The organism is Kribbella caucasensis, from assembly GCF_004361855.1.
GTDB classification, from domain to species: Bacteria; Actinomycetota; Actinomycetes; order Propionibacteriales; family Kribbellaceae; genus Kribbella; species Kribbella caucasensis.
In genome coordinates, this window is the sequence record NZ_SNWQ01000033.1 from 22,078 (window position 1) to 35,320 (window position 13,243).

Below are 13,243 nucleotides of genomic sequence, written 5' to 3' on the forward strand. Positions count from 1 at the left end.
AATCATGGGCTCGAAACCTATGCATCGGCAGCGAGATCGGCCATGATCCGTCCGATGATCTGCCGTGCTGCGCGTCCGTAATCGGCGACCCCAGCGAGCTGCTCGAACGCATCGCCGTACAGCTCGATCTCCTGCGGCTGGCGAAGATCGAGCTCGGCGCTGAAGGTTTCGACCAGAACGCGCTGGTCGTCGTACATCCAGAATCCGTGCCACGGCGAAACGGCGTACTCCGTCGCCGTCGCGATGATGCCGAGCCGCACGTTCGGAAGATGAGAGAGCCCCGCCAGGCGATCCAGCTGACCGAGCATCACCTCTGTCGAACAGAGCCGGAAGCGGAGCGTGGCCTCGGTCAAGACGAAGTGGAACTGCTTCCCTGGGCGGTAGAGGATTTCCTGGCGCCGGAGCCGGGCCGCGACGGCTTCGTCGGCGTCGTCGGCGATCTTGAGACGTCGGACCGACTCGTAGAACCGCGCCCGTGCGTACTCCGCGGTTTGCGCCAATCCGGGCACGACGGTGGCTTCGAAGATGCGGAACAGCCTTGTCTTCTGCTCCAACTCGAGGAGATGTTCCTGCTGGGGCCGGTGCCCCGCGCGCATGAGGTGACGCCACTCCGCGTACTGCAATTCGAGTGTGTGCAGAGAGGCGAGAAGAGCCTCGAGTTCGGATTCCTGATCAGTCGCCCGCGCCCACGCCCGTAGGTCCTGGTCAGTCGGTGTCTGGCGGCCGTTCTCGATCTTCGACACCTTCGACGGCGGCCAGGCCAGCGACTCGGCGAGCTGCCGGCCACTCACGCCGGATGACTGTCGCAGCTCGCGGAGTCGCTTGCCAAGGGCGGCACGCGCCTTGTAGACGCTAACCGCGTCGGAGGTGTTGGCTGGCAAAGTCGTCCCGTCGTACTGCGTGGTTCCAGGCGGCATCCCGCCAGTAATTGTGCTGCGCGACCTCGGCAGGATCGTTGATCACTTCGCTGACGAGGAATGTATCGTTATCGGCGAAGTTCATCCGAACCAGAGTTGTCGAGTCGAACAACCAATAGTCGTGCTTTGGCAGGCCCGAGGCGTCGGCCTGATCGCGGGGCAGGTACCGGATGTCTTCCCCAGCGTTGTTGGTGAACTGCGCGCACCACAGGCCGAAGCGGCTGTAGTCGGTCAGCGGTACGGTCACTACCCGGACCCTGGAGAAGCGCTTCCCATCGGTCGTTGCCTTGCGGACGAGGTCGAACCACTCCTGCATCCAGGACAGGTCGTCCGGCTCGCCGGCCAGGTATTTTTCCAGCGATTCGTGCTCGTCGGGTTCGTCATACCGATCGCGTACTTCGAGCCGGAACGCCGTGTGCTCGAAGGAGTTGAGCAGTTCCCACAATGAGGGACCGGGCTCGGCGCTCAGCTGTCCTCCTGCTGGTTCAGGTAGCGAAGGGCGTACATCTTCAGCACGTCCTCGGGGATCTCGATCAGGGTCTCGTGGTCTGGGACGGGCGCGACGTCGTTCACGTCGGCTAGCACCTGCGGGTCGGTGACCTTCCATCCCTGCGCGATGTAGGTCACGCGGTCGGTGCGGTCGGTGGCGAACAGCGTCGGTGAGTTCTTCGTCTGTGAATCAGGGTCCTTGCCGAGGAAACGAGCGCGCATGGCGCCTCCTTGCTCGAAATGTGGAGAAATGGCGAGATCGATCATTCCGCTTCGTTCCGCGTGACGCAACGCCTACGGCGAGTCACGACGACGGGGCCGGAGGCCACACGTCTCCGTGAGTGGGATGAGCGCGGAACCGCGTCGCCAGATCGGCAAGAACCTCCCGAAGTACGGCGGCCTCGGGCGCGTCGGCGTCCCGCGCCTCGGCGTACCGGGCGAGCACCAGCCGGATCGCACAGCATTGTGCGCGGATGTCCCTGGCATACCGGACGAACGCCGGGCCTAGCGGTTTCGAGTGGTACTCGTTAGCTTCGATGGCCACCTGCCCCTTCCACTGACTGACCTGGAAGTCAACAAGCGGATCGCCGTGTCCGAATACCTCGGACACTCGGATCCCGGCTTCACCCTGCGGACGTACATGCACCTGCTGCCGTCGAGCAGCAAGCGGACGAAGAAGGCTGTTGATACCGCATTGGGCTGTGTACTCGATGTGTACTCAGGGCCGTCTGAGGCCCCAATCTCAGGAGTGACAGGGTCACATGATCAACTTCTGAACCGGTTATGCCTCAGGCGTCGTGCCGCCGCCGGCGGTACGACGCCTGAGGCGTCTCCAGGCTCCAGTGGTACGGGGCCGCAGCCGGCCCCGTACCGACTCAGGTCGTTGAGCGCAGGAGGTAGTCGGTCAGGCGATCCATCACCTGGTTCCTTGTGGCGCTCCCGGTGATGCCTTCGAACCCGAAGCCCAGGTAGACGGTGTCGACGGTCGCCACGGCCGCGCCCTCGCTGATGCCGAGGCCTGCCCGGCGGACCCAGTCGTTGCGGTTCGGCCCCTCGATGCCCAGCTGGTCCTGCGGGGCACCGGGAACGGTCCAGCCGTCGGTTGGGTCGGCGTCGTCCTCGAACGAGGTGGTTCCTTCACCGGTCGAGACTTCGATGTCGTCGACGAAGACGCCGGGGAACTGCTGGAGACCCCAGTCGCTGAGGGCGGTGATCGCGATCTCTACCTGCTGGCCCGCGTAGGGAGCGAGGTCGATCTGCCACTGCTGCCAGCCGGACGAACTGCCGTTGGCGGCGTGCCACGTTCCCGTCGTGCCGGTGTTGCTGCACGTACCGGTCGCCGGGTCGAAGGTCTGGTAGCGCGTCAGGAACGGGTGCAGCACGTTGGTCGGGTCGTTGGGGTTGCTCCACCCGTTGGTGCACGCCAGGTCGTTGCTCAAATCGGACGAGGTGTGTCCGTTCTGATCGGGTAGCGTGGTCCAGTTGTCCTGGCCGACCGTGTGCGCTTCCACGATCATGTAGTCGAAGTCCAGCTCCAGGTTGTAGCTGGTCCAGAACGAGAGCGTCGCGCCGGCGGCGGGCACCGTGATCGTCCGTGTCAGTCGCTTGTACGCTTCGTCCGCCCGGTCGGACCACATGAACTTCTGCCCGGAGTGTGGATCGAACGGACCGGCGATGCCGCTCTCGTACCGGGCCGCCGGCCGGCTGTCCAGGTGGGGGAAGCTGTGCGCCGGGTCGGTCACCCTGAGGAAATCGCCGGTCGCGATGAACGACGAGTCGATCCCTTGGTTCTGGGCACTGTCGGCCCCGTTGCGCCCGAGAGCCAGGCCTGTGAGCGGATCGTCGATCCCGGAGATGGGGAACGGGTCCCCGGTGGCCGGGTCGAGACCGCCGCCGGGCGTCGTGATCGCGGCACCGAAGAAGTACTCGATCGGGTCGCCCTGTGAGTTGCCCGACCCGGACAGCGCCAGGCAGCGCGCAAGCACGGTCGGATCGGCACGGCACTGCCGATTCTCGAACGGGTCGTACAGCTGCGTGCCGAGCGCCTGCGTGTACTGCTGGCCAGCCCGCTGACCGGTGTACAGCACCCGGCCGCCGTCGTTGAGGAAGTCCCGCACCTCCAGCAGCTCCTGCATCGCGAGCCGGGATGCGTTGCCCGGCCCCCAGCCGAGCTCCCGCGTCACGACGTCGTCGCCGGTGTACCAGAGAACCGCGTCGTAGTGGGACAGCACGCCGAGGTTGTCCGGCGCCGTACGACCCCGCGCGTCGACGTCGTACACGTCGTACGCGACGCCGTTCACGTCCAGCGCGGCGGCATAGAACGAGAGGTACTGCGGCGCCGTGACCCCAGGCTTCGCCGGGGACGCGCCGGTGTAATCCTCCGCCGCCACGATCAGCACCCGCCGGCCGGTGTCCGAGGCCACCTTGTAGGTGAACGAGCCGCTTGTCGCGCCGCCGCCCTCGAACCAAACAGTCACGCTGTCGCCGGCCGACGTGCCGGTCACGGTGCCGCGCATGACGCGGTAGTGCTTGGCGTTGCCGGGCCCGTACCGCTCGCCTCCGGTCCACTCGGAGGTCGGCGCCGACTGCACCGGGCCGTCCCCGATCCGGTACTTCAGCGTCACGGCGCCCAGGCTGCGCTTTGCCAGCACCCGCACCTCCTGCGGATCGCCATAGGACACAGCGAAGCGGAAGTCGAACAGCGACTGCTGGCCGTTCTGTGGATCGATGTCGTCCTGGTCCAGGTAGAACGGTTCGGCGTTGATCCCGACCGGCGACACGGGATCGTCCGGGTCAACGGCGGAGCGGGCGAGACCCAGGTGGAACGACAGCGTCTTCTCGAACTCCGCCTGGATCAACGCTTCGTCATCCGGGAAGACGAAGCCGGCGCCCGGGACGCCCTCGCCGAGCTCGGGCGTGTATGCGATGGTGCCGGCGTTGGTGTCGGCGTAGTCGGTCGTCTCGCCGTTGGTGACGTAGAGCGTGTCGGCCGACTGCCCGGGGTTGAAGCCCCGGATGGCCGGATTGGCGTCGGTGCCGCCGAGCGCCACGTACAGCGGGTTGTCCGCGTCGGGCGTGCCCACCTGCCAGCCCTGCGGGTACAACAGCCACTCACCGAACGAGTGCAGGTTCGACTGGAATCGCGGCCGGACCCGGTCGATCAGCCCCGCCAGCGCACGCGTCTCTGGCTCCGACGCGGGGCTGGGGCCGCGGTAGGTCTCGTCGGCCGGATCAGGCGACGACCCCTCGTTGTCATACCCCCAGTGCTCATTGAAGTTCCGGTTCGGGTCCACGCCGTCGCCGACCGTGATCTGGCCGTCGCCGTTGTTGTCGCGCAGGTTCTTGCGCCACAGGCGCTCGTGATCGAACGCGAACTGGTAGCCGTCAGGGTTGGCGGCGATCACGAACCACAGCTCGGTGTTCTTCAGGAGTCTCCTGATCTCCTTGTCGTTCGCACGCCAGGCATCGATGAAGTGGTGCAGCATGCGCCGGTTGACCTCGAGGCTGATCCACTCGCGCGCATGCTGCAGCGACGAGTACAACACGGCCGGCCTCGACCCGTCGGGAACGTCGCGCGCGCCCTGCGTCAGCTTGAGGCCGATGATCTCGCGACCCTGCACGGAGCGACCGAGAACCACGCGCTTGACCAGCTGCGGATTGCGCTGGGCAATGGCGTTCAGCTCATCGCGGATGCCGCCGGGCTCGTCCCAGGACCGGTAGACGTTGTACCCGCCTTGCGCCTGGGCAGCGGCCTGCTCACTGACCGACTGGCCCTTGCTGTTGCGTTTCACTGTGACCTTCACGCCAGAGGCGTCCAGCTTGGCGCGCTGGCCTCGCGTGAGGACGGCGTCGGCCTTGATGCCCGCTGCCGTGTGGCGCAACCCCGCAAGCTCAAGCCCGGGCACGGCCTCCGAGATCATGCCGGCCGACCCTTCGAGCGTGTACATCTCCAGTTCGCTGTCGGGCTGCTGAGCGGCAACCGGCAACGAAATGAAGGTCAGTGCGAGGGCGGCCAGGAACACTACGGTGGTACGTTTCGAGGACATTCTGAACTCCCCTCCCCTGGGATGGGAGGGCGTCCCCCTGGGCGTGCAGTATCGACTGCGGCGGCCTTGACGGCCGGCCGAGGAGACGCCCAATCCGACGGCAACGCTACTCGCGGAGCACGGCTCGTGAAAGAGCGAGGCCAGTGCTGGTTCGTCGCGCCGCGGGCCGTCGCCAGGGACCACCCCGCCTGGACTGACCGGTAGGCAGGATACTCAGCGTTCGGAGAGGTCGCCGAGGACTGGCTTGATGTCGATCAGTGGGGTGCCGTCGAGGGCTTCCAGGTTGTTGACGTGGAGGCGGAGGTTGTCGATGGCGAGGATGGTCACTCGGTGCAGGCCGAGGGGGTTGGGGCGATCGGGGGAGCGGGTGCTGAAGACGCCGGTGACGGGACGGCTGGGGTCGCTGCGGGGATGGACGGCCAGGACGTCGCGGAGGGCGCGGTCGAACCAGGTGATCAGGAGGATGTCCTCGCCGACGGTCAGGTCCTTCAGGGCTTCGCGGTACGCCGGGAAGATGACGAGCCAGGCGTTGGGTGCGCCCTCGTCGCCTTGACGGGGTGCGTCGGCCAGGTTGGTCAGCGGGGACTCGACGTGGCCGATGGGGAGGAGGGTGTAGTCGGTCATGGCAGGTGGAGGAATTTCGTGATGAGCGGGGAGCCGTCCGCGTGCACGTGGAGGGCCAGGCCGGGCGGGGCCGCCTTGTCGGTGATGCCCGCGGCGGGGGCGGGCTCGAACGGGAGAGGAACGGTGGAACGGATGCCGGGGGCAAGTAACAGCGGGAAGCCGGCGAAGGTGGTGGCCAGGCCGTTGTGGAAGTGGCCGGCCAGTAGGGCAGTGATGGGACGGTCGCGAAGTACGTCGGCGAAGGCGTTCGGTTCGCGGAGGAGCCATTGGTCCATCACCGGATGGTGCAGGCTGACCGGTGGCTGATGGAAGGCGATGAAGAGCGGCCCGTCGACCGGTTCGCCGAGGACGCCGCGCAGCCAGTCGAGCGACTCGGGACTGAGCAGGCCGTGGTCCTCGCCGGGGACGGTCGTGTCGAGCAGGACGAAGCGGGCCCCGCCGACGTCGCGCACTTGATGGACCGGATGCCCGTCGCCCGGCGAGTCGACGTACGAACTCAGGCCGGCCCGCAGCGGTTCGCTGACGTCGTGGTTCCCGGGCAGGACGAGTACAGGCACCTCACCGAAGACGGCCAGCTCCGCAGCGACCTCCTCGTACTCCGTCCCGTGGTCCGCGAGATCGCCGGTGACCAGTACGACGTCGACGGGGCGCTGGAACTCACGCAGGTACGACGTGATCCGGCGCAGGCGCTGACGGGCCTCCTCGGTGCCGTCGAGATGTGGGTCGCTCAAGTGGGCGATGACGAACACGGCTGCCTCCTCGGGTCAGCAGCACCCTAGACGTCTAACCGCAGAACGAGCCGGGCAGATCCGAACACGGCACCAGTCCGTCGCGAGCCAGGATCGGCTTCGCCTGCGCGGACCCGAGGTACTCCAGGAAGGCGGCCTGCAACGACTCCGGCTTCGGCGCCTTGTACGTGTACGCGCGCTCGACCTCCCAGAACCGGTACGTATGGTCGGCCACCTTCTCCGCATCCGGTACGACCGTGTCGATCGTGATCGGGGTGAGTCCCGGGAACTTGCGCGAGGTGCCGAGTTCGGCGTACCCGATTGCGCCCTCGATGTCGTTCACCCGGGACAGCAGTTCCTCGGTGGTGCCGACCTCGCAGCGGTGGTGCTTGGCGACCGGGTTGTCCTTGGTCTTGCAGTCGTCGGACGAGATCCCGAGCTCCTGGTCGCCGGCCAGCACCTTCTCCCGGAACACCCGGCGGGATCCGGAGTCCGGCCCGACCCGGCTCACCATCCGGATCGGCAGCTCCCGGCCGCCGAGCTGTTTCCAGTTCGTCAACCGGCCGGCGTAGATGTCGCGCAACTGGTTCGTGGTCAGCCCGGTGATGTCGGTGGACCGGTTGACCACGACCGCGAACACGACCACCGCGATCGCCTTGCCTTGCAGGTCGGGGGCCTCTTCGGCTGATCCGTCGGACATCGCGATCAGCTTCTCCGCGGCGGCCGGGTCACTCTTGCCGGTCTCGTTGAGCGTCCTGGTGCCGTTGCGGCTGCCGTTCGCGGCGATGGTGATGTCGGACTCGGTGCACTCCGCGGCGTACGCGCTGCGCACCTCTTTGACCGTCGCCTCCACCGCGGTCGATCCGATCACCCGCAGCTGGCCCGAGGCGCAGTTGTCCGGCGGCTGCAGCACGTCGACCACGAACAGCGCGACCAGGGCCCCGACAAGCAGCAACGACAACGCCCCGAACATCAACGTACGCCGGCCCGGACCGCGCGGGCGTGGTTCGTGGTAGACCCCGCCACCGGCCGCTCCGCCCGCCAGGTATCCCGAGTGCGTGACGCCGCGGCCGGGCCCGCTGAGCAGCAGCAGGAACTTGAAGCTGTCGCCCCGGTTGATCGCGATCCGCGGGATGATCACCTTGCTGGTGTCGAGGAAGTTCTCCGATTCGAGCCGGTCCCTCAGCATCTCGCCGAGCGACTCGGGCTTCGGCTCGGAGACCTCCAGGCCGACGATCTTGCGGTCCGGGAACGCGAACGACACCTTGTCGTGCATGTGGTGCGGCTCGATGTCCATCCCGCCGGCGTTGTCGACCCGGAGCAGCACCACACTAGGCTCCTCGATCACCGATCCCTTGTGCCGGAACTCGACGTCGACCATCGGGGAGTCGTCCTGGGCCATCGGGGAGTTCACCCCGATCGGCGCGTCCACCTGCACCCGGTAGACCAGTCGTTTGCGGCGCAGGAAGTACCGATCCACCAGCCAGGCGATCGCCGTACCAATCAGCGCTACGGCCGCTATCACGGTCTCGAGGTTGATGTCGCCGAGACCGGAAAAGTCCACTGCCAAACTCATAGCCCCACTTCCACTACGGGCGGTCAGGGTACGGAAGCAGGGTGAACATACTCTGACCTCTGGGTGACCGCCCGGGGCATCGATTACCGAGCGGTGACGCGCCGACCGAAGACTTGGCCAGGGTGGGGGAGTCTGCGAGATTGGGCCGCATGGCTGAACAGGTGGATGTGGTCGTGATCGGGCTCGGTGTCGGTGGCGAGGAGGCCGCGGGACGGCTGGCCCAGGCCGGGTTGTCCGTCGTCGGCCTCGACCCCCGGCTGGTCGGTGGCGAGTGCCCGTACTGGGGCTGCATCCCGAGCAAGATGATGATCCGGGCCGGCAACCTGATCGCCGAGACCCGCCGGGTCGACGGCATGGCCGGTACGGCGACAGTCGAACCGGACTGGGCGCCGGTGGCGAAGCGGATCCGCGAGGAGGCGACCGACACCTGGAACGACCAGGTCGCGGTGGACCGGCTGGTCGGCAAGGGCGTCACCTTCCTGCGCGAAGCCGGCACCATCACCGGGCCGGGCAAGGTCAGCGCCGGCGGCCGAGAGTTCGAGGCGTCCCGCGGCATCATCGTCGCGACCGGCACGGTTCCGGCGATCCCGCCGATCGACGGGCTGGCCGGTACGCCGTATTGGACCAACCACGAGGCGATCGAGGCGGACACGCTGCCGGCCTCGATCATCGTCCTCGGTGGTGGCGCGATCGGGCTGGAATTGGCCCAGGTGTTCGCCCGGTTCGGGGTCGCCGTGACCGTGGTTGAGGCGGCCGACCGGGTGCTCGCGATGGAGGAGCCCGAGTCCAGTGACCTGGCCCGGGAGGTCCTCGAGAAGGACGGGATCACCTTCCGCATCGGCGTCTCCGCGAAGGCGGTCGACCACGCCGGCGGCAGCTTCACGGTGACCCTGGATGACGGCGACTCGGTCTCCGCCGAGAAGTTGCTGGTGGCAACGGGCCGGCGGGTGAACGGCGAGGGGCTCGGGCTCGACGCGGTCGGGATCGACCTGTCGAAGCGGCACATCGAGGTCGACGAGCACGTCCGGGCGGCGGGCAAGGTGTGGGCGATCGGCGACGTCACCGGGGTCGGCGCGTTCACGCACACCGCGATGTACCAGGCGAATGTGGCGGTGTTCGACATCCTCGGATCCGGCGACGCTCCGCTTGCGAGCTATCACGCGATGCCACGGGTGACGTTCACGGATCCGGAGATCGGCGCGGTCGGGCTGACCGAGAAGCATGCGCGCGAACAAGGGCTGGACGTGAAGACGGCGATGAGCCAGATCCCGTCGTCGTCCCGTGGCTGGATCCACAAGGCCGGCAACGAGGGTTTCATCAAGCTGGTCGTGGACAACTCGCGTGGTGTGCTGGTCGGGGCGACGAGTGCCGGACCGACCGGGGGAGAGGTGCTCGGCGCGCTCGCCGTCGCCGTACATGCGGCGGTCCCGGTGAACTCTCTGCAACAGATGATCTACGCATACCCGACATTCCACCGTGCGATCGGCGATGCGCTGCGCGAACTCTGAGTTCCTTGTTGCGATCGGGTCGCAAGTAGATCAAGAATGTCGGCATGCATGTTCCTGACGGCTTCTTCGACGCACCGACGTCCATCGCGACCGGCCTGATCGCGGCCGGCGCCGTCGGGGTCAGCCTGCAGCGCGCCAACCGCGAGCTCCGGGAGACCGGGCCGGCGCTGGCCGGTCTCACCGCGGCCTTCGTGTTCGCGGTGCAGATGGTCAACTTCCCGGTCGGCGCCGGGACGAGTGGTCACCTGCTCGGTGGCGCGCTCGCGGCCGCTCTGGTCGGGCCTTGGACCGCCGTCCTGGTGATGTCGACCGTGCTGCTCGTCCAGGGTCTGCTGTTCGCCGACGGCGGCCTGACCGCGCTCGGCACGAACATCACACTGATGGGCGTGATCACCGTGATCGTCGGGTACTTCGTGACCCGGGCCCTGCTCCAGGCGCTGCCGAAGAGGGTTGGCAGTGTGGTCCCGGCGACCACGATCGGTGCACTGGTCTCCGTGCCCGTTGCCGCACTTGCCTTCACCGGCCTGTACGCCGTCGGCGGCGCCGTCGAGATCCCGATCGGCAAGCTGGCCACCGCGATGGTCGGCTGGCACATCCTGGTCGGTCTGGGGGAGGCCGTCATCACCGCCGCCGTACTCAGCGCCGTCGTCGCAACCCGCCCGGATCTCGTCTACGCCGCCCGCCACCTCCAGAAGGACCTCGTCCTGGTCGATGCCGACGGCAACACCTCGACGGTCGCGCCGGACCGGCCGATCGCTCCGAAGCCCGCGGGCCGGAGCCTCGGCGTCGGGGTCGCCTTCACCTTCCTGATCGCCGGGGTGATCAGCCTGTTCGCCAGCGCCCACCCGGACGGCCTGGAGTTCGTCGGCGCCAAGCTCGGGTTCGAGAGCGCCGCCAAGGACTCGGCGGTGGCAAGCAGCCCGCTCGCCGACTACGGCGTGAGCGGGATCGGCAACACCCAGGTGTCCGGCGCGCTGGCCGGCATCATCGGCGTGCTGGTCACGATCGCGGTCGGCCTGGCGATCGCCAAACTCGCATCCATCCGTTCAGCGGCCCGCACCGAATAGCGCTCGTGACAGCCTCCGCCGGTGACGGTCTGCTCGTCGCGGTCGACAGCCGGATCCACCGGCTGCCCGCGCAGGTGAAGATCGTCGCCCTCTTCCTCTTCGTCCTCGCCGTGGTCGCCACCCCGGCCGCGGTCGTCTGGGCCTTCGCCCTGTACGCCGTCCTGCTGGTCGGCTGCGTGGTTCTCGCCAAGTTGCCCCCAGCAACGGTTATGCGCCGGATGGCGGTCGAGACGCCGTTCATCGTCTTCGCGCTGCTGCTCCCGTTCGTCGCGACCGGCCCGCAGATCGAAGTACTGGGTCTGTCAGTCTCCGAGTCCGGTGTGTTCGGCGCTTGGAATGTGCTCGCCAAGGGAACCCTCGGCGTCGTCGCGGCGATCGTCCTGTCGGCGACCACGGCACCGCGCGAATTGCTCGCCGGCCTCGAGCGGCTCCGGCTGCCGTCCACCCTGATCGCGATCCTGTCGTTCATGGTCCGCTACCTGAGCGTGGTCTCCGACGACCTGCACCGGATGCGGATCGCCCGCGAGTCGCGTGGCTACACCGGCGGCCGGGCCGGTCACCTGAAGGCGGTCGCGGCCGGAGTGGGCGCGTTGTTCGTCCGCAGCTTCGAGCGCGGTGAACGGGTGCACCTGGCGATGCAGGCCCGCGGGTACACCGGGCGGATGCCGCAGCTGACCCACTCCGGCGCCACCCGGAACCAGTGGCTCGAGGGCCTGGCGATCTCCCTCACGGCCTTCGCCATCGCCGTCGCGGCTAGGGTGGTCGGCTTGTGAGCGGTCCTTCGATTCAAGTCGAGCGCCTGGTCTTCGCCTACCCCGACGGCCGGCAGGCTCTGTTCGGCGTCGACTTCACCGTCGAGCCCGGCGAGCGGGTCGCCCTGCTCGGCCCCAACGGCGCCGGCAAGACCACCGTCGTCCTGCACCTCAACGGGATCCTCGGCTCGGTCACAGGCGGCACGGGCAGCGGCCGGATCCGGATTGGCGGCACCGACCTGCACCGCGAACACCTCGCCGAGATCCGCCGCAAGGTCGGCCTGGTCTTCCAGGATCCCGACGACCAGCTGTTCATGCCGACCGTGCGCGACGACGTCGCCTTCGGCCCGGCGAACCTCGGCCTGCGCGGCAGCGAGCTCGACGACCGGGTCTTCGAGGCCCTGTCCGAGGTCGGCATGCAGGATCACGCCGATATCGCGCCGCACCACTTGTCCTTCGGCCAGCGCCGGCGGGTGGCGGTGGCGACCGTGCTCGCGATGCGGCCCGAGGTCCTGGTGCTCGACGAGCCGTCCAGCAACCTCGACCCGGCCAGCCGCCGCGAACTCGCCGACATCCTGTCCGGCCTCGACGTCACGCTCCTGATGATCACCCACGACCTGCCGTACGCGCTGCAGCTGTGCGAGCGCAGTCTCCTGATCGACGACGGCCGCATCGTCGCCGACGGCAAGACCCGTGACCTCCTCGCCGACCCCGACCTGCTGTCCGCGCACCGCCTCGAACTGCCCTACGGCTTCGACCCCCTCTCGGTCTCCGGCCCCGAACGCTGACCCCTGTCGATTTCGCCCTGGCCCGTCCGACGCGTTGGTGAAGACCCACCAACCCGAAGGGACCAGGACCATGACCACCACCACCTACTCCACCACCGCGGTGGCCACCAACCGACTGATCAGCTGCGGAATGGCCGCCGGTCCGTTCTACGTCGCCGTCGTGGTCGCCCAGGTGTTCGCCCGCGACGGTTTCGACCCCACGAAACACGCGGCCAGCCTGCTCACCCTCGGCGACTACGGCTGGATCCAGATCGCCAACTTCGTCATCACCGGCGTCCTCCTGATCCTCGGCGCGATCGGTCTGCACCAGACGGGCGCGTTCGGCAGCCGCTGGGCACCCCGACTGCTCGGCCTGTACGGCGTGAGCATGATCGCCGCCGGCGCCCTCGTCCCGGACCCGGCCCTCGGTTTCCCGGTCGGCACTCCCGACGGCCAGCCCGTCACGATGAGCTGGCACGGCGTCGGGCATTTCGCTGCCGGGGGAGTCGGGTTCCTCGGGTTCATCATCTGCTGCTTCGTCCTGGCCCGGCGGTTCGCGGCCGGCGGTGAGCGCGGCTGGTCGGCGTACTCGATCGGCACCGGGGTGGTGTTCCTGGCCGCTTTCGCCGGGATCGGTTCGGGCTCGGCCGGGGCCGGGGTCACGGTCGCCTTCTGGATCGCGGTGGTGCTGGCGTTCGGGTGGATCACGGCGGTGCTGCGCCAGGCGGACCGGCGTACGGGGGACTGAAGCGGAACACGACCTACTTGC

At 68.0% G+C, this 13,243-nt stretch carries 13 protein-coding genes; 5 read left to right on the forward strand and 8 right to left on the reverse strand.

Annotation, left to right across the window (positions count from 1 at the left end):
• Positions 1 to 17 precede the first annotated feature (17 nt).
• The 8 genes from EV643_RS39500 to EV643_RS39535 all read right to left on the reverse strand — a co-directional run bounded on the left by EV643_RS39500 (position 18) and on the right by EV643_RS39535 (position 8,380).
• Entirely contained in the window at positions 18 to 917 is a 900-nt protein-coding gene (locus tag EV643_RS39500) for a helix-turn-helix domain-containing protein (protein ID WP_133805357.1), read from the reverse strand.
• Positions 853 to 1,362, reverse strand: a complete 510-nt coding sequence (locus EV643_RS39505; RefSeq protein WP_202869971.1) for a DUF6879 family protein — start codon at positions 1,360 to 1,362, stop codon at positions 853 to 855. Before EV643_RS39505 ends, EV643_RS39500 begins: the two co-directional genes overlap by 65 nt.
• A gap of 20 nt (positions 1,363 to 1,382) precedes the next feature.
• Positions 1,383 to 1,628: a hypothetical protein gene (locus EV643_RS39510; protein WP_133805358.1), complete on the reverse strand. Its 246-nt coding sequence runs from the start codon at positions 1,626 to 1,628 to the stop codon at positions 1,383 to 1,385.
• Positions 1,629 to 1,710: 82 nt separating this feature from the next.
• Positions 1,711 to 1,950: a hypothetical protein gene (locus EV643_RS44485; RefSeq protein WP_166665747.1), complete on the reverse strand. Its 240-nt coding sequence runs from the start codon at positions 1,948 to 1,950 to the stop codon at positions 1,711 to 1,713.
• Positions 1,951 to 2,281: 331 nt separating this feature from the next.
• Entirely contained in the window at positions 2,282 to 5,452 is a 3,171-nt protein-coding gene (locus EV643_RS39520; protein WP_133805360.1) for a M14 family metallopeptidase, read from the reverse strand.
• Positions 5,453 to 5,665: 213 nt separating this feature from the next.
• Positions 5,666 to 6,076, reverse strand: coding sequence for a tRNA (N6-threonylcarbamoyladenosine(37)-N6)-methyltransferase TrmO (gene tsaA / locus EV643_RS39525; protein WP_133805361.1), 411 nt, complete (start codon positions 6,074 to 6,076; stop codon positions 5,666 to 5,668).
• Positions 6,073 to 6,825: a metallophosphoesterase gene (locus tag EV643_RS39530; RefSeq protein ID WP_133805362.1), complete on the reverse strand. Its 753-nt coding sequence runs from the start codon at positions 6,823 to 6,825 to the stop codon at positions 6,073 to 6,075. Before EV643_RS39530 ends, tsaA begins: the two co-directional genes overlap by 4 nt.
• Positions 6,826 to 6,859: 34 nt before the next feature.
• On the reverse strand, positions 6,860 to 8,380 hold the full coding sequence (locus tag EV643_RS39535) for a PstS family phosphate ABC transporter substrate-binding protein (RefSeq protein ID WP_133805363.1): 1,521 nt from the start codon (positions 8,378 to 8,380) through the stop codon (positions 6,860 to 6,862).
• 149 nt (positions 8,381 to 8,529) lie between these two features.
• Here EV643_RS39535 and EV643_RS39540 point away from each other — a divergent pair, with 149 nt between their 5' ends.
• The 5 genes from EV643_RS39540 (at position 8,530) to EV643_RS39560 (ending at position 13,222) form a co-directional block, all read left to right on the forward strand.
• Complete coding sequence (locus tag EV643_RS39540; protein ID WP_133805364.1) at positions 8,530 to 9,888, forward strand: dihydrolipoyl dehydrogenase family protein; 1,359 nt, start codon at positions 8,530 to 8,532, stop codon at positions 9,886 to 9,888.
• A 44-nt stretch (positions 9,889 to 9,932) separates the two neighbouring features.
• Positions 9,933 to 10,955 (forward strand): energy-coupling factor ABC transporter permease, encoded by a 1,023-nt coding sequence (locus EV643_RS39545; RefSeq protein WP_133805365.1) that lies wholly within the window; start codon positions 9,933 to 9,935, stop codon positions 10,953 to 10,955.
• A gap of 5 nt (positions 10,956 to 10,960) precedes the next feature.
• Complete coding sequence (cbiQ, locus tag EV643_RS39550) at positions 10,961 to 11,728, forward strand: cobalt ECF transporter T component CbiQ (RefSeq protein WP_133805366.1); 768 nt, start codon at positions 10,961 to 10,963, stop codon at positions 11,726 to 11,728.
• Positions 11,725 to 12,495 carry an energy-coupling factor ABC transporter ATP-binding protein gene (locus EV643_RS39555; RefSeq protein ID WP_133805367.1) on the forward strand — a complete coding sequence of 257 codons (771 nt, stop codon included), beginning with the start codon at positions 11,725 to 11,727 and terminating at the stop codon, positions 12,493 to 12,495. The genes cbiQ and EV643_RS39555 overlap by 4 nt, the downstream gene beginning before the upstream one ends.
• Positions 12,496 to 12,565: 70 nt before the next feature.
• Positions 12,566 to 13,222, forward strand: a complete 657-nt coding sequence (locus EV643_RS39560; RefSeq protein WP_133805368.1) for a DUF998 domain-containing protein — start codon at positions 12,566 to 12,568, stop codon at positions 13,220 to 13,222.
• Positions 13,223 to 13,243 lie beyond the last annotated feature (21 nt).